This is a genomic window from Methanosarcina horonobensis HB-1 = JCM 15518 (assembly GCF_000970285.1).
GTDB lineage: Archaea > Halobacteriota > Methanosarcinia > Methanosarcinales > Methanosarcinaceae > Methanosarcina > Methanosarcina horonobensis.
On sequence record NZ_CP009516.1, the window covers coordinates 2,437,828 to 2,456,693 of the forward strand.

General features: G+C 37.7%; 21 protein-coding genes and 2 pseudogenes. 15 read left to right on the forward strand and 8 right to left on the reverse strand.

From position 1 onward, the window contains the following. The first annotated feature begins 34 nt into the window (after positions 1 to 34). Together MSHOH_RS10630 and MSHOH_RS10635 are read left to right on the forward strand one after the other, a co-directional pair. Entirely contained in the window at positions 35 to 511 is a 477-nt protein-coding gene (locus tag MSHOH_RS10630) for a hypothetical protein (RefSeq protein WP_158024121.1), read from the forward strand. 21 nt (positions 512 to 532) lie between these two features. After that, a complete protein-coding gene (locus MSHOH_RS10635) occupies positions 533 to 1,051 on the forward strand; it encodes a CRISPR-associated endonuclease Cas1 (protein ID WP_082089314.1) in 519 nt (172 codons plus the stop codon). 896 nt (positions 1,052 to 1,947) lie between these two features. On the opposite strand, the gene MSHOH_RS10640 is transcribed toward MSHOH_RS10635, so the two are convergent. The 5 genes from MSHOH_RS10640 to MSHOH_RS25645 form a co-directional block, all read right to left on the reverse strand. Continuing rightward, positions 1,948 to 2,469, reverse strand: coding sequence for a cation:proton antiporter domain-containing protein (locus MSHOH_RS10640; protein ID WP_082089315.1), 522 nt, complete (start codon positions 2,467 to 2,469; stop codon positions 1,948 to 1,950). Between the two features lie 280 nt (positions 2,470 to 2,749). Next, positions 2,750 to 3,085, reverse strand: a complete 336-nt coding sequence (locus MSHOH_RS25875; protein WP_332882052.1) for a DUF6766 family protein — start codon at positions 3,083 to 3,085, stop codon at positions 2,750 to 2,752. A gap of 352 nt (positions 3,086 to 3,437) precedes the next feature. Next, positions 3,438 to 3,629, reverse strand: coding sequence for a DUF2795 domain-containing protein (locus MSHOH_RS10650; protein ID WP_048139523.1), 192 nt, complete (start codon positions 3,627 to 3,629; stop codon positions 3,438 to 3,440). 39 nt (positions 3,630 to 3,668) lie between these two features. Continuing rightward, complete coding sequence (locus MSHOH_RS10655) at positions 3,669 to 3,857, reverse strand: DUF2795 domain-containing protein (protein WP_048139525.1); 189 nt, start codon at positions 3,855 to 3,857, stop codon at positions 3,669 to 3,671. 42 nt (positions 3,858 to 3,899) lie between these two features. Further along, positions 3,900 to 4,133: a DUF2795 domain-containing protein gene (locus MSHOH_RS25645; protein WP_082089317.1), complete on the reverse strand. Its 234-nt coding sequence runs from the start codon at positions 4,131 to 4,133 to the stop codon at positions 3,900 to 3,902. Between the two features lie 549 nt (positions 4,134 to 4,682). Between MSHOH_RS25645 and MSHOH_RS10660 the strand changes: the two genes are divergently transcribed. The 5 genes and pseudogenes from MSHOH_RS10660 (at position 4,683) to MSHOH_RS10675 (ending at position 7,491) form a co-directional block, all read left to right on the forward strand. Then, positions 4,683 to 5,009, forward strand: a complete 327-nt coding sequence (locus MSHOH_RS10660; protein WP_048143380.1) for an NHLP leader peptide family RiPP precursor — start codon at positions 4,683 to 4,685, stop codon at positions 5,007 to 5,009. A 4-nt stretch (positions 5,010 to 5,013) separates the two neighbouring features. Beyond that, entirely contained in the window at positions 5,014 to 6,180 is a 1,167-nt protein-coding gene (locus tag MSHOH_RS10665; protein ID WP_239451332.1) for a radical SAM protein, read from the forward strand. A 30-nt stretch (positions 6,181 to 6,210) separates the two neighbouring features. After that, positions 6,211 to 6,387: pseudogene (locus MSHOH_RS25185) on the forward strand (radical SAM/SPASM domain-containing protein); the annotation flags it as partial. 329 nt (positions 6,388 to 6,716) lie between these two features. Then, on the forward strand, positions 6,717 to 7,010 hold the full coding sequence (locus MSHOH_RS24660; protein WP_048139527.1) for a hypothetical protein: 294 nt from the start codon (positions 6,717 to 6,719) through the stop codon (positions 7,008 to 7,010). Between the two features lie 214 nt (positions 7,011 to 7,224). Continuing rightward, positions 7,225 to 7,491, forward strand: a complete 267-nt coding sequence (locus MSHOH_RS10675) for a hypothetical protein (RefSeq protein WP_048139528.1) — start codon at positions 7,225 to 7,227, stop codon at positions 7,489 to 7,491. A 513-nt stretch (positions 7,492 to 8,004) separates the two neighbouring features. On the opposite strand, the gene MSHOH_RS22795 is transcribed toward MSHOH_RS10675, so the two are convergent. Continuing rightward, complete coding sequence (locus MSHOH_RS22795; protein ID WP_082089319.1) at positions 8,005 to 8,286, reverse strand: DUF3795 domain-containing protein; 282 nt, start codon at positions 8,284 to 8,286, stop codon at positions 8,005 to 8,007. A gap of 593 nt (positions 8,287 to 8,879) precedes the next feature. Here MSHOH_RS22795 and MSHOH_RS10685 point away from each other — a divergent pair. From MSHOH_RS10685 to MSHOH_RS10720, 7 genes and pseudogenes are all read left to right on the forward strand, one after another. After that, a complete protein-coding gene (locus tag MSHOH_RS10685) occupies positions 8,880 to 10,229 on the forward strand; it encodes a PKD domain-containing protein (protein WP_082089320.1) in 1,350 nt (449 codons plus the stop codon). 580 nt (positions 10,230 to 10,809) lie between these two features. Further along, positions 10,810 to 11,273: pseudogene (gene tnpA, locus MSHOH_RS10695) on the forward strand (IS200/IS605 family transposase). A 98-nt stretch (positions 11,274 to 11,371) separates the two neighbouring features. Beyond that, positions 11,372 to 11,650, forward strand: a complete 279-nt coding sequence (locus tag MSHOH_RS10700) for a hypothetical protein (protein WP_204245415.1) — start codon at positions 11,372 to 11,374, stop codon at positions 11,648 to 11,650. Between the two features lie 727 nt (positions 11,651 to 12,377). After that, the gene (locus MSHOH_RS10705; protein ID WP_239451334.1) at positions 12,378 to 13,424 is read left to right on the forward strand and encodes a hypothetical protein; all 1,047 of its coding nucleotides are present in this window, start codon (positions 12,378 to 12,380) and stop codon (positions 13,422 to 13,424) included. A 486-nt stretch (positions 13,425 to 13,910) separates the two neighbouring features. Beyond that, positions 13,911 to 14,177, forward strand: coding sequence for a MarR family transcriptional regulator (locus MSHOH_RS10710; RefSeq protein WP_239451335.1), 267 nt, complete (start codon positions 13,911 to 13,913; stop codon positions 14,175 to 14,177). A 418-nt stretch (positions 14,178 to 14,595) separates the two neighbouring features. Continuing rightward, positions 14,596 to 15,180, forward strand: coding sequence for a thiamine-phosphate synthase family protein (locus MSHOH_RS10715; protein ID WP_048139536.1), 585 nt, complete (start codon positions 14,596 to 14,598; stop codon positions 15,178 to 15,180). 401 nt (positions 15,181 to 15,581) lie between these two features. Then, on the forward strand, positions 15,582 to 16,133 hold the full coding sequence (locus tag MSHOH_RS10720) for a hypothetical protein (protein ID WP_048139538.1): 552 nt from the start codon (positions 15,582 to 15,584) through the stop codon (positions 16,131 to 16,133). 95 nt (positions 16,134 to 16,228) lie between these two features. Here MSHOH_RS10720 and MSHOH_RS10725 read toward each other — a convergent pair whose 3' ends face one another. Both MSHOH_RS10725 and MSHOH_RS10730 read right to left on the reverse strand, forming a co-directional pair. After that, on the reverse strand, positions 16,229 to 16,591 hold the full coding sequence (locus MSHOH_RS10725) for a hypothetical protein (RefSeq protein ID WP_048139540.1): 363 nt from the start codon (positions 16,589 to 16,591) through the stop codon (positions 16,229 to 16,231). 136 nt (positions 16,592 to 16,727) lie between these two features. Continuing rightward, the gene (locus MSHOH_RS10730; RefSeq protein ID WP_239451336.1) at positions 16,728 to 17,225 is read right to left on the reverse strand and encodes a Holliday junction resolvase-like protein; all 498 of its coding nucleotides are present in this window, start codon (positions 17,223 to 17,225) and stop codon (positions 16,728 to 16,730) included. A gap of 328 nt (positions 17,226 to 17,553) precedes the next feature. On the opposite strand from MSHOH_RS10730, the gene MSHOH_RS10735 reads away from it, so the two are divergent. Further along, entirely contained in the window at positions 17,554 to 18,786 is a 1,233-nt protein-coding gene (locus MSHOH_RS10735) for a cation:proton antiporter domain-containing protein (protein ID WP_048139542.1), read from the forward strand. The last annotated feature ends 80 nt before the right edge of the window (positions 18,787 to 18,866 follow it).

An 18,866-nucleotide genomic window follows, 5' to 3' on the forward strand; every position in this document is an offset into this window, starting at 1 on the left:
AGTTAGTAAGTAATTAATTTTATATGCGGTCGTAATGAGAATCCAGAGAAGCACGATCCTAGCTCCACATTACGTGGGGTTTTTAATCGGAAACTACATGATTACCAAATACTCCCACTACACATGGATATTTATTGTCTTAACAGCATTATGGGTATTTTTCTTTGAATGGGGACTTAATTATCTAAATAAGAGACATATTTTGAGAATTGAAATTCAAAGAAACACAATAGCACCTCTATACTACATGGCGTTTGTAATTATAAACTTCATTAACCACCACCATGACTCAAGGATATATCTTTTATTAATACCGTCATGGACACTTTTCTTTGCATTAGGACTTGATTACTTAAAGAAGAGATACGATTCCAGGAAATCATATTATTTCTATCTGGCAGTAGCCATTTTGTCAAACGGATTCATCGCTTTTGTTGTGGCCTGGATCATGGATACTATCGCTGCCGGAAAGGAAGGGAAAGAAATTGAAAGGAACTTTCAAGGGGATTAAAAATATGCGAAGTTAAATATTATGTTATGTGAAAAAAACAATTTGGCCCATGACCTTCAGGAGCCTTTCAGGTTCCTTGTAGATATGGCAGTTATCAGCCTGGTTGAAAGTGGAGCTATGGAAACTAAAGATTTCATAAGGACTGAGAATTACAATCTCAGGCTAAAACCTACCGGAGCCAGGAAGATTGTTAATGAATATTTCAATATGCTGAATAAAAAAGTAAGCTACCAGGGAAAAGAAAACACATGGGGTTATGTTATCTTTCTTAAGGTAAGAGAATTAACCCATTACCTCACAAGCAAAAAGGAAAAACTGGATTTTGTCAAGCCTGAATATGAAATTGAGAGAATTGACTCTTATGACATAAGGCAAAAAATCCTGAGCATTTCTTATGTTGACTGGAAGAAATTAGGGTTCTCTAAGGGGACTTTGCATTACATGAAGCAGAATGCCAAGTCAGATAAACCATTTACTCTTAATGCTCACGTTTTGGAAAGGGTAAATAAATGGGAGGCTCTGGTTTCAAGTCAAAAGTAAAAATGTGTATGAATTTACTATAAAAGTAAAAAATGTAAATTTTACAGTAAAAATAGTAAAAATAGCTTAAGGAGAGGCTGTAAAGGTGTTGTAAAATTAATTAGGTTTTTTATCTCTTAGTAAATCTCATTAAGAACCCTAAATTTATACAGTACTAATAAAGAAAAGCGGACAGTTTTCCTGTGGAAACTTAAAAATTTGGAAATTACAAATAAAACCCTGTTTTTCAGTAAATTTGTTCACTCGATTAAAAAAATTACTTTCAGGTAAAAGTAGGTATGCGTTTTTGTGAGGTCATGCTCTAAGAACTATATTGTATAGATTTGATGTCTTTTGAACATTTTTAAGAAATATATAAAATCGTTATCAGTAGAAGGCGTTATCCTGCCTCAATTGTGAGAAGTTAATTTAGATATATGTTTTCTCTTCGATCAGGGTGTACTCTTTTGAATCAAAGTTTCACTTTAAAATTATATAATAGTTGCAAAAAACAAAGAAATTTAAACTGTCTTTCAAATGAAATATTAGGACTTGTAGCAGTTTATTCATAACCTATTCTGGAGTAGCTAGTAGACAACAAAGTTAACCACAAAATTGAATTGCGAGCTCTCTATTAAACGAGTTACTTGTTACCAAATTTTTTGAATACTTTCCATATAATTTTGTGAACTAAGTTGCTGTTATTCCGTGAAGTATAATTGATACACATATAACTAGACTGACAATAGGCCAGAGTTGCTCTATTCCAGTCTCTATCATTGAGAACTGGGCATAGTAAAAAGCTGCAACTCCAATAGGCCCGAACCAGCCTGTGAAAAGGATATCCAGCTTACTTTTAAGATTGGGTACAAGAGGTTTAATGAGGAAAAGAATAGATATCCGATGCAGCAGCAATATCAAAAAGCTACCAATAGACCTGCCCCTCTAAATTTCATCCATTCCTGCCAGGGTACAACCAGGCCTAGCAAAGTAAATATTGGAATTGTGAAAAAGAGATCTATACCTTCTACAATGCGGTCTTCGTCTCTTCTCTCTTCTACAGTTGATGTGATGCTAAATGTCTTTCCCGCAGCAAAAACTTCAAGGATTCCATCAGCACCCACTAATTTTACACTGGCAAGTACAATTAAGGCTAGAGCTACTGTATAAGTAGCGTAAGAAGATTCATCAATAGTCTTTTTACTCAGAGCTATTTTTAATAGATAACCAGCCAGATATCCTATTACGGCTCCAAGTACTACAGCGCCGAAAACTTCCCAGAGAATAGTGTGTGTCAACCAGTAGCTTAAAGCTTTCCCCGGCTTATAAGTCATCCAGAGAATAGGGAGCATTAAAAAAGGGTAACCCAGGCCATCATTAGAAGCGGATTCTATCGAAATTAAGTTTCTCAATTTTTCAGGTATATTCTTTTCAGCCAGTCTTCCACTTAGAGCCTATCCGAAAAGTGATTACTTACTGTAATTCTTATAATATGCAGTTTGCAAACCTCAACGGGTAATTTGATATCATAGACCTGTTATGACTTTTCAACATGTATTACTGACTTTTCGGATAGGTTCTTAGTAGCCGCAGCAAAATAGATTATGCAGACATTTTACAGAGTATTGTACATTTTCATAACAGATTCACATATTTTATTCAAATAATATCACATCGTTGTAGAATCTATTCTGTGACGGGTACTAACTAGGACAAAACTTATTTCCGTGGGTATTTGAGGTCTAGGTTTTTAATTAATTCTTCTGCTTCGTCAGGATTAATCTGCTTCAAGATTAAATCTAGCTTTGCTTCTTTTCGTTCATCTCCCTCTTTAGATTGCAGAGAGCCAATGTACAGCAGGAAAGAAAACCCTCCTACCTGCCAGATAAGCTGCAAGAACTCTGATTGCCAGTTTTCTAAAGTGTCGCGCATCATCTGAGTAGCATAATCTGTCACTTCAATATGTTTGTTAAACTCCTCTCGCTCATTAACGTAAACATACCATCCAAAGAACCAGTGCCTACAAATTGACAGAACAAAGAATAACCCTGTAATCTATAGATAAGAATATTTTCCAAATATATTCTTTTATAATATTCTTTTTATATTATAAATTAATAATCTGTTTGTTTATATATAATATGTAAAACCCAGATTTAGTAATAATTCCAAATTCCATTTATACTTCCGACCAGCGTGGACCTGACCTACATTATATAGATTTAATATAGATCTGTCAGTCCTTCTAAAAAAAAGCTTGAAAATGGACTTATAGAGATCTTCATGTTTGTATTAATTCTTTCAAAAATTTGTTAATTTTTAATTGAAGGGAATACACATGCTCGAAAATCTAGAAGTCCAGACAATTTTGAGAATTTGGTTTTTTTCAGTAATTTGCTTTTAAAATTTATCTCCTCTGAAGTTCCTTAATAACTTCATCAGCACTGGCATATTCTTTGTCTGGAAGCATGCCAAGGTTCTCAAGTAACTGATCTGCCATTGCCCCGCTTCCTCTTGCCTGCTGAATAATGTCGTTCTTTTTTGCAGGGAACTTCACATTTTGTAACATATTTTGAATATCCATAGGAACAGTTTCCATCTAATCTTTTCCCCCTTACTCCATTCTTTCCCCATAAATTTATTCATTTTCAAGTTCTTTGTCAACTTTGGCAGCACTAGTGTATACCTTATCCGGAAGATTTCCGATATCCTCCAATACGTTCCCACTTGCATGATGTTTCTTCGCATGCAGAACTAGATCTCTCTTTTCTGCAGGATATTCTGTATCTTTTAAAGTCTCCTGAACAGAAGCCACACTTGATTTCACAATTTCCCCCAGTACTTTATTTTTTCTATAAACAAGAAAAACTTATTCTTCTTTTGGAGTTGGTGGCTTGATACGTTCACTTTGCAGCCTTTCGATTTCTCTGGTAATATCATCAGGAGTGTTATACTCTATTTCGGGTATTCCCTTCAAAAGATCCAGAACATCACTTTCAGCTTGCTTACCTTCAGCAAATCTGATAATATCTTTTCTGCTTGCAGGATAACCAATTCCCCTTCCAGTAATAAACTCCTTAACATCACGTGGGCCTCTTTTTATAAATTCACCTCCGTGTACTCAGGTATTTTTTCCTTCCCTATTAATTACCCACCCTTCGTTTAGTGTTAGGTTATAATAATATAAAAATAATTCAAGCAAAATATTAGTAAAATGATAATTTTTCTGCCTACAAACTTACTCACAGAAACTGATCAGTTACGAAATAGAATAAAAACCTTACGAATAACAATAAAGTTGGGAAGATAATAGCATTTTCACTTTTTTTGCAATGTTAATTCCTTTATATTATTAAAGTTACTTTATATTATTTTTTATCTATTATAATTTGTATGTATATACGTCGTTAAATGCTTATACTATAAATCAGTATTAATTATTAACATAACTTAAAATGTTTGCTTAGGAACGATAAAAATATATTTCAAGTATTACAGTTATTGGTATCTGCCTTGATATTGGTTTTGAGAAACCGAATTGCAGATCTACTCTCGAAGTAAGAACTTGAAGTTCTTTTTTACGATTCCTAAGCTTATCAATAATCAGTTAGAAATATAAAATCACTTGCCGATAATTAAGAGGAGGTAAAAAATGAACAAAATTAACAAGGAAATTAAAGTAGCTGACACACTGTCCCGCGAGGAATTCCAGCAGCATGTTATCTCCAAAGCAGAATCGAGCCCGGAGTTCAAGCGGGCATTATTGAGTGATCCGAAGCAAGCAATCGGACAACTAGGCCTGAAGGTTAATGGAGACGTGAATATTAAAGTTGTGGAGGAATCCGCCGACGTTATTTACCTGGTATTACCCCAAAAACTGAAGGCAATCACAGGCGGGTGTATTGGGTGCGATGGTGTAGGAGGCTGCGGATTCTGCGAGTGTAAAAGCAGTATAGGAAATAGGTTAAATATACGTTAAAACCATGAAACCATCCGTCTATAATTTTGTCTGGTCAACCGATGACCCGGAAAAGGTAATGATCTTTAACAGTCTTACTACAGCCCTGGCTGAAGTGAGAAAAAGCCGCATGAGTTTATTGAACGCTTCTCAGTTTGATTACGCTCTCTTGCCGGAAAACGAAAGGCAGTTTGTTGACGAGCTGCAAAAGGGAGGATTCCTAGTTGACGACACTGCCGATGAACTGAGAATGATCAAATTTGCCTATAACAGCGACAAGTATGACGGCGCGATGGCCAGGCTAGTTATCGCCCCCACTTTAGCCTGCAACTTTGCCTGCTCCTATTGCTTCGAACAATCAGATAAGAGCCAGAGCAGGAAAAGTGAGCAAAATGTTTTCATGCCAGACAATATAAAACAGGATTTACTCAACTACATTGAAAAAATAGTAAAGACGGGAAAAGATGTATTCGTAACCTGGTACGGCGGGGAGCCTCTCCTGGCAAAAGAAACTGTTTTTGATTTATCACAGAAGATAATTGCCATTACGGAAGAGCATAAAGTCAGATATTCTGCTGGCATGGTTACTAACGGCTATTTCCTTTCTGAAGATCCTGACACAGTGCAGAATCTTAAGAAGAACAGAATTAAGTTTATTCATGTTACCCTGGACGGCTCTCGCGAAGTGCATGACAGCCGCAGAATGCTTAAAGGGAGTAACGGCCCGACCTTCGATCGGATTCTTGAAGGAATCAAACTTCTGAAGGCAAGCGATATTGAGACATATATCCGCGTAAACGTTGACCGTTCCAATATTGACAATATGAGCAGACTCCTGGAAGTGTTAAAGGATAACAACCTGAGTGACATATTCATTTACCTGGGCCATGTTATACCCTATACCGCAGGATGTAAATCGTATGAGAGTTCCTGTATATTGACAGAAGAATTCTCGATAATAAACCAGACTTTCTACAAAAATCTAAATCTAATGGGATTCGAGGCAGGTAGAGAGTCCTTTTATCCAAGATTTGCCCGGGCTTGCGATGCCAACCGGACGAATGCTTTTGTCTTGGACCCCGATGGGGACATATACAAGTGCTGGACCGAAATAGGCAATAAGACCGCAAGTATTGGAAAAATTGGTGACCTGACCCGACAAAACGAAGAGAAGGGAAACCACGAGATCTAGTGGCTTACCTGGGAACCCTTCGAGTACCCGGACTGCGTAAAATGTAAAATGCTGCCCATCTGCATGGGAGGCTGTGCCCACCAGGCCATGTTCATTAACGGGGGCCGACCCGAATGCAAGGAATGGAAATATGGTCTGGAACATTACGTTAGAACCAAGTTTTCCTGTTTAAAGGCTCAGAGAGCAGCTATCAATAAGTCCTGCTGATGTGGCTGAAAAACTGCGTAGTCAGGACCATTATTTTTTGATACAAGTTAGTTTTTGTCTTACCTTTTTTCAGATTTGCCTTTTTTACGTATTTTTCTTAGCAATGGGTGAAACCAATTAAAGGAACTTGGAGCAATTCACGCCTACATGGGCACTGATTTGGTTTTTGTACTTCCTGAGAAGGATCAGGAGCTTCAGAGTTCTTTCAACCTTTTAACCCCATAACTGATATTCAATTACTCAAGCTTGAGAAAAAAGATCTCTAGTTTTATGGAGTTGCTTCTAAAAGGTATGCTCTATACACTTATGAGAATGGAAACATCAGGCTCATGGAAGATGAAAGGTATTACAAGCTTCATGGACTTGGGCACTTAACAAACCCTTTTAACAATTCAATTGGAGAATGTAAGGCTGAAATCTGGCAGGATATTCTTAAACTTCATTATGGGATAATCACTGGAAGAGATATTGAAGAGAAGTATTCAAACTTTTATTCAATTTCTCAACTTACTGTTATTACTCCCCATGAATTGAACAGGTTTAAAAAACTGAATAATAGGAAACCCTGGAAAGAGCAGGTTAAGCCTTTTAACTTTTATTCTTGTAGGATTTCAGATAATTGAAGAAAATGGTAAGGCTGTTAAACCTCTGTCTCCTTTTACTAAGGGTTCAGAAGATAGTTTATGAACCATTTATTGATTATGAAACTGGGGAAACTAAGGAAAGATCTCAATATTTCAAACCGTTAAGCAGGACAATTCACCAATTACATCTAATTTTTCAATGCATTAATTAAATTCATAATATATAAGATGCAATAATAGATGGGAGATAAATATGAATATACTTACGAAAATAATGGTTTATATCTTAGCCATAATAGGGCTTGCTTGTGTTGCAAAACATATACGTATCACAAGTTGCAAAGAAGGGTGCTGTTTGTGTGATTCTTTTAAAACAGAAGTAGGAGGGTCTAAAACAAAAATGGAAGGGGTTAAAACAAAATTACGAGGATTCAAAACAAAAGTACAAGAATTCAAAACAAAAGAAGAAGGCAAAAAAAGAACTGGTTCAAGGTATGGTTCTAATCCAGTCAAGTATTAAAAAATATATTAAATTTTTCTTTTTTTAATTTGTTCTTTTCTACATGATTACATAAAAAGTATATAATTAATTTTTAGTTAAGCCTAATTTTGAAAAATAGAGGTTATGTAAACTCCACAAAATAACATACCAAAAATTAGACTTATTATCGGATTAACATTTATAAGAAATAGAGTAATTTTTTGCTAGGGCAATTTTTTAAAAAATATGATGGTGCCTGGTCATGCAAAACAACGTACAAAAAATTCGAGATGCATATATCCCCACACTCTAATGCGAGTTGTGAGACTGGAACTAACAGGTAAATTCATAAACTTATATTAAATCCATAGCCTTTAACTCTGTTGGGTAATCCTTGCATATTGAAGGATATTGGACATAAGCAAAAGCCATGTTGAAGATCAACCTCTTTTAACGCACTTTTCATGACAGGATTCACTTCTACGCTGAGTATTTCCGAAAGCTTCTGTTTGAGCCCAATAAAAGTCAAACTTTTTAATTTTGCTCTGAAGTTCACCTTAATCTTTTCAAGACGGAAAGCCTGTCTTGAATTGATTTTTGGTGTTCCTCTTCACTAAAGGAAGGATCCTTTAAAGAAACCCAGAGTTCACAGGGGATTTGCGAACAATCGCCGCAATTTCGATAACCTTTTTCCTTTACGCAGCTGTAAACAGGGCAAACATCAGCACCAATGTACTGGGTCCAAAAAACCTTGCCTTCAATTGCATCACAACCGATACATTCATTATTCAGATGAGGGCATTCATCACAATTTATTCCGCATACACAAACCATCTTATACCTTCCGAAACAATTTCAGTATTTATAAGCAAATTTTTGATATTTAAGAGGAGTAACTGTTTTAGAGATTCAAAGTACTGAGTATATTTAATAGTTGTTTGAATCCCTTACTATTACATTTACCTTTACTTCTAAAATATGTCTTAAATTAATTATTGTTTGCCAAGTAGGATGAAAGTAATCTTCTATTTCAAAAGTTACTTTTTTTCAGATCAAGATTTTCAAAATATTACTAAGTAAAGGATGTAATACTGGAAAACTACATCAGCATTGCTGCTCATTAGCAATATGGGGGAAAAATAAAGAAAAATGAACATGGGAAACTACTTACTTTTTCAGCATCCCATTATTGCTTTCCGGATAAGCTCTATATTAGGCAGGAGTTATTTGTAATTATTTCTTCAACTATCAGTTACTGATTGTGTTTTTCATTTTTGAATGAACAGTTGTATTTTTGACAACTTTAAATATTGTCATATTTAGAGTACTCAACCAATTACAGGTTAAGATTCTAAAGAAAGAGTAAAGAGTATTGAAAAGAGGTCAGTAATAATATTTTTTTAATGGGGAGTAGTGAGGGTAAATAAATGGCAAATAAGGAAAAGTTAAATTCAATACCTTTAGTGTTAACAGCCTTAATTTTTATTTTTTTAATTTTAATTTCATCCGTGGCGTCAGCGTCACAGGTAGCGACGCAGGTGACGAGAATTGGCAACGGATCCGATCCTGCTATTTATGGTAGCAAAGTTGTATGGACAGATGATAGTGTTATTCATGTTTATGATTTGACCTCGAAAACTGACACTGCTGTTAACTCTTCTGCAGCATCTCATCCAGCTATTTACGGCAACAAATTAGTTTGGCGTGATGAAAGCAGTGGAGTGCCAAGATTTACAGTTTATGACATACCTTCGGGTGCTCGGTCTTATATTACTAAAGATATAGACAATCGCAGTATTCCTTCTATTTACGGTAATAGAATCGTTTGGAGTGCAAATTACAATGAATCAAATTATAATTACAGCATATATATGCGGAATATATCTACCTCAACACAAGCCTGGATAGCACAAGGAGAAAATCCAGAAATATACGATACAAAAATAGTGTATTCTGCCAATGGTAGGGATATAAGAGATATCTTTATGTATGATATCACAACCAAGAAAACTGAATTAATAAGTCCATATTCAAGCGACCTTAATAATCCCTATATATATGGTAATAAAGTGATATGGTCAAACTTCTATTCCAGGGGTGGATTTATACAAATGTATGATCTTGTCACTAAAAAGGCTATAGATGTTACCAGTGATAATGCAGGTAATACCTTACCTGAATACGCAAATTCATATGCTGATGCTGGAGATGACACCGGTACTCATATTGACATAAACGGGAACAAAGTTGTATATTCAAAATCTGGCGATGACCAATTTGGTTATGCAGGTGTATACATTTATGATATTCCCTCAGCAAAAAGCACTTCCGTCTATATTTATCCAAGAGAAACTGATACAACACCTGATATCTACAATGATATTATTGTATGGGGAATAGACAGTAGTTATGGTGGGGTTAATGATACTGGCATCTATATCTGTGATCTTTCTGTCACAAACACCTTGCCACCTATAGCTGAATTTACTGCAAACACAACTTACGGAGCTGCACCTCTAGTTGTGCGATTCGATGATATCAGCACTGGCGGAGTATCTACTTCCTGGATTTGGGATTTTGGGGACGGGATTGACTCAAAACATGCCATGAATGCAACCCACACGTTTACAAAGCCAGGAAATTATACAGTCGGTCTAACTGAAGAAAATGCCGCAGGGAACAGTACAGCGACAAAGCCGGGTTACATAGTTGTTACCGATCCAAACATTCCGGTTGCAGACTTCAATAGCAAGATTACAGAAGGTTATGTCCCTTGAGAGTACAGTTTTATGATCTTTTCCAGAAAGTAACTTCAAGGATCTGGACTTAGAAGATAAAAAGAGCAAACTATGCAGGTAGTGTAAGATCCCTGATCAAACCTGGCAGATGGGCAAATTTGCCTTATTAATCTATATAAGTCTGTCCTTCTGCTAGTGTTTTAGAATGGAAACATAGTGTTCATTTTTGGGATTGATCATTAATTACTTTGAAGCAATTAGCTTGAAATATTATCAAGTTAAAAATTAACGATAATTTGGAGGAAGTTCAATATGGATTTTAAAGACTGTATTAAGTTTGCAAATGAAACTCCCGTTTGCTATCTAGCAACAGTAGAGGGAGATCAACCTCGAGTTCGGGCACTGGGGTTCTGGTTCGCCGACGAAAGCGGATTTTATTACTAATGGAGCGCAGAGGGTCACGAATACCCCGTCCTTCAGGTCGGGGATGAAGTGAACCCTCGCCTCTTCGTTTTTTCACTTTAATTATCTAAATCCTCACTTTTTTTGTAAAATAAGGTTTTTTTGGCACCATAACCAGAGGTGGTGCCAGCCACCTTTGGCTAGGATGTGATATAAGTTGGAATTACGCAGTTTTAGCCATGGCTATGGTCAGATTACTTACCACATCGTGTTGGTGCCTAAGTATCGATACAATATATTCTACAATAAGAGAATTAAAAAGGATTGCGAGTTGATTCTCAGTATAATTTGTGCTAAAAATGGCTACAAAATACATGCAATGGAAGTAGTAGATGATCATGTTCATTTGTTTCTTGAATTTCATCCAAGTAATTCTCTGTCAGAGGTAATTCAGTATTTGAAAGGAGGTAGTTCTTACAGCTTATTCAAGCTTCATCCTGATCTTAAAAAACGATATTGGGTGGAAATCTATGGTCAAGTGGAAAGTTCTATCGATCCGTTGGAAACGTAACTGCTGATACAATTAAGCATTACATTAAAGAATCGCAAGGAAAACCGAGTGAAGAGTCTCGATTGCATAGGTTCATGAGATCCAAGCAAAGAAGACTTGATGATTTCTAATTACCAGAACAACCGGGCGGGCGGCCCGAAGCATACCCCATCCTTTAGGGTGGGGTGGCCGCCCGCAATTTGATTTTCAAATCGGAGCTATGAAAGATATGTACGGGCAACTTCAGGCAAACTCAAAAGTAGAGGCATGTTTCTGGCAACCCGGTGAAGCAGCAGGAAAAATGATGAGAGTTGCAGGTAATATAGAATTCGTAGATGATCCGGAACTTAAGAAGAAGGTCTTGGAGGATAGGCCATTTCTTAAAGAGTTTGGTCTGACATTTGATCACCCAGGGCTTATAATTTTCCGCATTGCTAAAGGTGAAGCATATTTCTGGACAATGGCAACTAACTTCGAGCCTAAAAAGTTCATTAAATTCGGCGACTAAAATATCTTCCTGAAATATTATTTTTAATTAACAAGCTCGCCCCTAAAACAATTTTGAGATCAGCTCCCCAAAAACACGCTGGGAGATATTGAGGGCATATTAAGGCATTTCATTAAAGCACTTCACAACAACGAAGAAATGAAGCAAAAACAGAAAAACAGTCAGGTTAAAAACGATAAGAACTTAAATCCTTTTATTGCCCCATCAAACGTGAACGATATGCAAATCTTTGACAATTTTCAAAGTCGCCTTTGCAGTATTTCGATATCACTTCAACAGGTAACTTACCCTTTTTCTTATTTAATTTCCTCAGCTCTTTTCGTAAAAATCAAATAAAGAGTGCTCTTTTTTCCCACAACTACCAGAGATCTCAATTTGTATCCGATTTTTTGTTTTGTCATTACTATATATTACTTTGAATAAAGTTCTTTACTTTTCAATATACTCTTAATCGGTAGATCATGCGCCTGCAATTATAAATATAATCTAATTTTATAATAATCACTGCATAACTCAAATACACGACCGAATAGGAAATGGGGGACAGAAATAGATGAAAGATAAGGATAATTTATGTTTAACGCTCTTGACTTCAGTAATCCTGGTTTGTATTTTAATTACCAGCTCATCTGCTGCACAGATATCTGGCGAGCAAAATGCTTCATATAATGACTCATCGGCCAATAATGAATTTCCGTATCCGCGTGGTACGATACCCGCATACGGAATGATGGGATGGGAGACTGGTACTCAATTTTTAATAGACAATGCTACGCTTGTTCACTTTGGATGGAGCACTTACATAACTCCACAACAGTTTGTTGATAACGTTAACAGAGGCAAACAGCTGGGAATTTCAAAATATCTGGTAGCTACCGGAGGCCCGCAAATGGAGTCTGAAAGCTTCTGGAAAGAAGTCAGGGATATGGGTGTTACTGATAATGATTTCTATGGGGTCTATTTCCCTGACGAGGAAGGAAGTCCTTCAACGCTTATCAGTATGTATACAGGTATGAAAAAATACTTCCCGAATGCCGTTGCCGGCGATTATTTGGGCGATATGCAGACCGGACCTGATGATGATGAATTTATTCCGGGGCTGGATGTTTGTTATTTTACCACCTACACGAAATTTCATCCTGAACGCCCGCATGCCTGGGTATATGGTAATCTTATTGCCAACGCCCCTGACTGGAAAAATGCGGGAAAAACAGTATATGTAGCAACAGAAGCATTTGGTCAGGCTATAGAGGTGAATGATTTAGATCCGGATCTGGATACTGAGCAAAAAGTGGCTGATCGTCATGAAAGTCAGATTGTGATGGGAATATTAGGTGGAGCGCAGGGTGTTTTCTCGTATGCTTATAAATATGCAGCAGATACTCCAGGCTATACCGGATGGGTCAGCTTTAAGCCCAAATATGAACAGGTTTGGTCCTGGATTATGGAAGGTAACCGGACACTTCTGACAACAGACGTAACCAGCGGCAGGACAGGTATAACTTCGGATCCGGGTGGCACAATCGATGCGGTTACCGCCTACATATTTACTGATGCAGACGGTAGAAAATTAGTTGCTTCATCAAGTATGCTCGATTTTACCGAGGCAAATGGTACGGCAAATAATGCAACAATTGCCGGCGTGCCAGACGGAACATATGATGTCTTATGGGAGAACAGAACCTTGAATGTTACGGATGGAACCATTAAAGATACCTGGCAACCATACGAGTACCATTTCTACCAGTTAGAGACGAATGACACCGGTACCTGATAAGCTCTTACTGGTACCAGCGGTTTCGGTTTTAGTTCTTTCACTAAGGGTTAGCAGGTTATTATTCCTGCGAGCTCTTCTATTTTTCTTTTTCCGCCCGGATATTAGCCAGGTTTTTGACTGTAAGTGCTGATCAGGTTAAGTGACTTTTTTCTAATATCAGTAGGGATTCAGGCCAAAAATCGATTTCAGGACGCAATGTTTTTATAACTTAAAAAGCAAGGATAGTTCACAATTGTGAATTAAAAGCATTATCGCCAAAGTGAACATCAAAAACGACTACAGAGATGATCTACATTTGGGATATTTTCAAATACATTTATGGTATTTTATATACTACTAAGAGCGTAAGTTTGTCCTATTGTATTATTAATTATCACTTTTGTCTCGATCTGCCAAATTTAAGCCAAAAGATTTAAACATAAAGAGATCTTTTATGTCGATGGTGACTCACAATGAGGGATCGTTTTTGTTGTTAATGAACCTATGAACAGCAGTCTGAATGACATTAATTATGAAAAGCTTGAAAAACTGCCTCCATCTGCAAAGCTTGTGTTTAAAACCCTTGAAGCAAACGGGCAGATGACGCAAAAAGATATAATCCGTGAAACAATTCTTCCTTCACGCACAGTCCGATATGCACTAAACAGGCTGAAAGAAGAAAAGATTCTGCTTGAACGGTTTTATTTCCTTGACTCACGCCAGAGCCTTTACGAAATAAAAAGACCTATGAGTAATGCTCTTGCAGTTTGAAGCAATAAATTCTCTTTTGTGCAAACGTATTTTACAAACATATCTTTTGCACAGCTATTCAAACTGCAGTATAAATCTAAATTTTGAGGTCTTTACCTCGCTATTTTTCTAAATTCTGGTTTCTTCTGGTTTCCTGCACTGCATACAGGTAAGTTTAAAAGCAGGTATCAATGAGCAATGAGCATTCAAAGGCCAAAGCTTGCTATTTTCAGTTTCTCGAATTCGGGGCACGCTCGGTAATTATATATTGAGCAAAATACAAATTCGCAGTTGTCAGTTTCCTGTAAATTGCTTTAAATTATTGTCCGAAAGATGGCAGATAATAGCAGTTCAAACTCGCGGGGGCAAAGTTAGCAGAAAAATCCCGGGATAAACTGATATGAAAATCCTGAATAAACTGCTGTAGAGAGGGGTAATTATGCATCTCAACGAGAAAATAGACATGACAGGGCGTTTATATCTTGCCCTTGAGCAAATCGAAAACTGTGAAGAATTCTCAGCTCTGATTCCTGAAGTCAGGACAAATTTCGTTTATGCATCAAAAGAATCAACCGATCCTGAAGATGTTCTTGCAGTTGACGGGAGGATTACTGTTGTAGATAAACTTCCAAAAGCTGCCGGAAAAATAAAATTCGGAGTTTCAGGCTATATGGCAAACCTGATTCTGGAAATCAGAAAACATGACCCGGAAATAAGGTCTGCGATAGATTTTGCAAATTCTCCGCAGATCACCAGTTTTCTGAAAGATTACTGTAAGGAAAAAGGGTGGATATTTTCAGGAATAGACAGGCGTTCTGAGCCTGAAAGTATAAAAGACCCGGACGAAGTATCTGCATCCTGGGAAGTCGCAGAAGCTATTCAGGCTGCTGGAGGACAGGTCCCAAGGGTTTTTTCCGAGACCGGAGCAGTCGGGAAGGAGCCGGTAAGCATTTTTGTAGGTAAAGATCCGCTGGAGATAGCGTATTATATCTGTGAGCTTGCAAAAAGGCTTAATAAACCGTGATAGGCCTCGAAATAAGAGATACAAACAAATCCATTTTTCTTCATTTCAAAAATTATATTTTTTACTCTTTTTTCCTTCATCTTATTGTATCCCCCGCATTCACGTTTTCTACTCCTTAATTTATTTGATTGCAAATATAGTTTGGCTTTTATACATTAAATATGTCTAAGCTGATAATCCGTATTTCAAACAAGAAAATGATATCATGAGGCTTTACTCAAGAGCAAAGGATAGAAATTTTCCGCTAAATTAGCGGTCATTTTTTCTTTAAAAGAACATCTCAATAGTATCATAAATCATAATCTGATAAGATATTTAGACTGGAAATCACATTGATTTTAGAATATTCCGATATTTTGAGAGATTATCGAATAATACGAAAACCGTTTGAGGGAGTGGGTATGGAGTTTATAACAAGCGGGCTATACTGGCTTATGTGGACAGTTACCACCATGGCAGTTATAGTTTTCGGTGGAAATACCGATCCTGACGTGTTTTATCCTGAAACCAGCGAATTCTATTATGTAGGGGCAACCGGAGAGCCAATTGAACTTATAAATAATCCGAACTCAATTGATCCGACTTATCAAGAACTAATTACATTCCTGAGGTCTGATAAGACTGATGAAATCGAATACTCTCTGGAAAATTTCACATGCGGAGATTTCGCGGAGATGGTCCACAATAACGCTGAAGAGACCGGCATAAAGGCTGCCTGGGTATGTGTAGACTTCATAGGTTCCACGGAAGGACACGCCTGCAATGCCTTTAATACCACAGATAGAGGCTTGATCTTTGTGGACTGCACAGGGATCTACCCTTATGAACCCGGTAGCCGGGACTGCACTGTAAAGGTCGAAATTGGGGAAATATATCAACCGAAAGAACTGTTTACTTCCGGAGAAACATATGCCCAGATGGGCGTGGTTAAAAATATTGAACTCTACTGGTAGTTCACTCCCGTACAGTTTACAAACTCAAGTTTTACGTAGTCCACGTCTTATCCGGAGTCTGGGTCTTATCTGAATCTTATATTACAGACAAGGTTTTACAGACATCTCCTTGGATTTGCCGCTTCCTTCTTAAGGACTTCAACCCAGTCAGGAGACTGCACACCGGGATACTCATATCCCAGAACAAGGACCTCACTGAATTCTTCACCCTCAGCTGGTAAAGATCCGGTTACCTCATAAGTCGGGAAAGGAACCTGAAGGACTCCTTTTACAGTTTCGCCTTCTTCCAGTTTCGTAAGTCTGGTGAGATTATCCGTAAAAAGAGCTTCTTCGGCATTGTTCGCAGTCACGATAGGTATTGTACGGATCGAGTGGTATATACATGATTCAATTACAGCGAAGCCAAGTACGAGCTCTTTCCAGATCATAGGTTTGTTTGTATCGGTTGTTTCTGCCAATGCTTACCCCTCAGAGTTAAACTTTTGAGTTTCAACAGGTTTTGAGTTGTATATACAAGGAATAGGATCGTAATTGATAAGTTCTTTTCTTCCTGTGAACTCTTCCTCCCAAAAAGGATAATGGAATTACTGGAACTCATTCTCTGTTGTGAATAATCTCATAACTTACCTTTCCTTTGCTTATGCATTCCCTGACAAGCTTTTCTCTCTGAGAAAGTGCGCCGTTTTTCCCGGACTTGACCTCTACAAAGACCACCTTATTCATTTCTCCTTCGGAAAGCCCGTCAAAGATGATGAAGTCCACAGGGGTTCCGAGAAATCTCGCGTCCTTGGGGTTGTATTCGAAGTCAGGAAAATAAGGGATAAGGTGTTCTGTGACCTTTCCGCGGATTACGGCTTCGCTTTTCTTTATTGCGTCCTGGCGGATTTTTTTCTCCTCGTCAAGTTTCCAGGTCCTGAAAAGAGTATCGGCTTTCTCGGAAACCTGGCGCTCCATTTCTCTGGTCTGCCAGGCTTCGTAAAGGTCTCTTGCACGGGATTCGACCCTGCCTTTCAATTTAATGTATTTAAGGAGCAGGTAAACTATAAGGAGGGCAAGAAAAAGGATAAGGGTTGAAATCATCCAGTCGTCCAAGGTTGTTTCTCCGTAAAGGGTTTGTTTTTCAATAGAGCAAAGTGAAGTATAAATTCTCGAAGTATAAATCTTGAAGAACAGATCTCGAGAATAAACCTCGATAAATATATCTTAGACTCTATAAACGGCTGTAAATATTTAAAAGTTCCAGCAAACATCACTTCTCTCCGTTATTCTAATTCTAAAGCCTCAAATATATAAAAAGTATTCATATATGTTTATAAAAACTAAATATATCATAGAAATACTCTGGAAACGGAAGAGTTTAAGTTGACAGGTTTAAGTTGATAGCAATTTAGCTCAATAGCGATTTGAGTGGGGGAAGTGTGTGGCTGAAGTGATAAATATTGCTCTTATAGTTATAGGTGGGCTGGTCTTCTTTCTTGGAGTTATTTCTCAGCGTATTAAAGAATGGAATTTATCTGAACCTCTTTTAGCTTTAGTAATAGGTGTTTTGCTGAGTTTGGCGTTTGAGACTCTTGATTTGAGACTTCTGAACCCTCTGCTTTTAGAAGAAGCTCCCAGACTGGCTCTGGCTGTCGGTGTAATGGGAGTAGCATTAAGAGTTCCTTCCAGCTACATTATCAAAAATTGGCGGTCCATAGCGGCTATGCTCGGGATTGTAATGCCTTTCATGTGGGTTATGAATAGCTTGCTCACGTACTGGCTTCTGGATTTCAGCTTTCTTACAGCTCTGATTCTGGGTGCAATTATGACTCCAACAGACCCTGTGCTTGCCATAACCATTGTAAGCGGACAGATAGCAAAGGATAATCTTCCTGAAAGACTGAGAGACCTAATCTCAGTAGAGTCCGGTTCTAATGATGGGCTGGCTTACCCTTTCGTAATGCTTCCTATTCTCTGGATGACCCACAGACCTGAAGAAGCTCTGAACCGATGGGTGATATACACAATTTTCTGGGAAGTTGGAGCTGCCATAGTTCTTGGGGCTCTAATAGGTTATACATCAGGTCACCTGCTCAGAAGAGCGCAGAGTAAAAGAGCTATTGACCTGCCTTCTTACACCGCTTACACTCTTGCCCTTACATTTCTTACACTGGGGGGTGTAAAGCTCATCGGAAGCGATGGTATACTTGCTGTTTTTGTTGCAGGGATATTTTTCGGCATGACATCGACCGATGAAGAGAGACGTGATGAAGAACGCATAGTGGAGGGTGCAGACCGTTTTTTCACGATTCCTATATTTGCCCTGCTGGGCCTGGTCATCCCATGGCAGGAATGGATAAGGCTTGGATGGGCAGGTTTGATTCTTTCTTTTTTGATGCTGCTCCTGCATAGAATACCTATCCTTTTTCTTATTAAATCTCTTGTACCCAATCTTAAAAGTAAGCTGGATATCCTTTTCACAGGCTGGTTTGGTCCTATTGGAGTAGCAGCTTTTTATTATGCCCGATTTTCAATGAGACAAACCGGGATAGAAGGACTGTGGCCGGTTGTTAGCCTGGTGATATCTATGTCAGTTGTGCTTCACGGAATAACTGCAACTTACTTCACAAAACTTTATGGGAAGCATAGCTCAAAAAAGCCGGAAGATGAGTAACTTTCTATTCAGAAGAACAAACTCCAGAACTCCGGATCTTTATTTTTTGACTACTGCAGCTTTCCGTTTGGTATCATTGA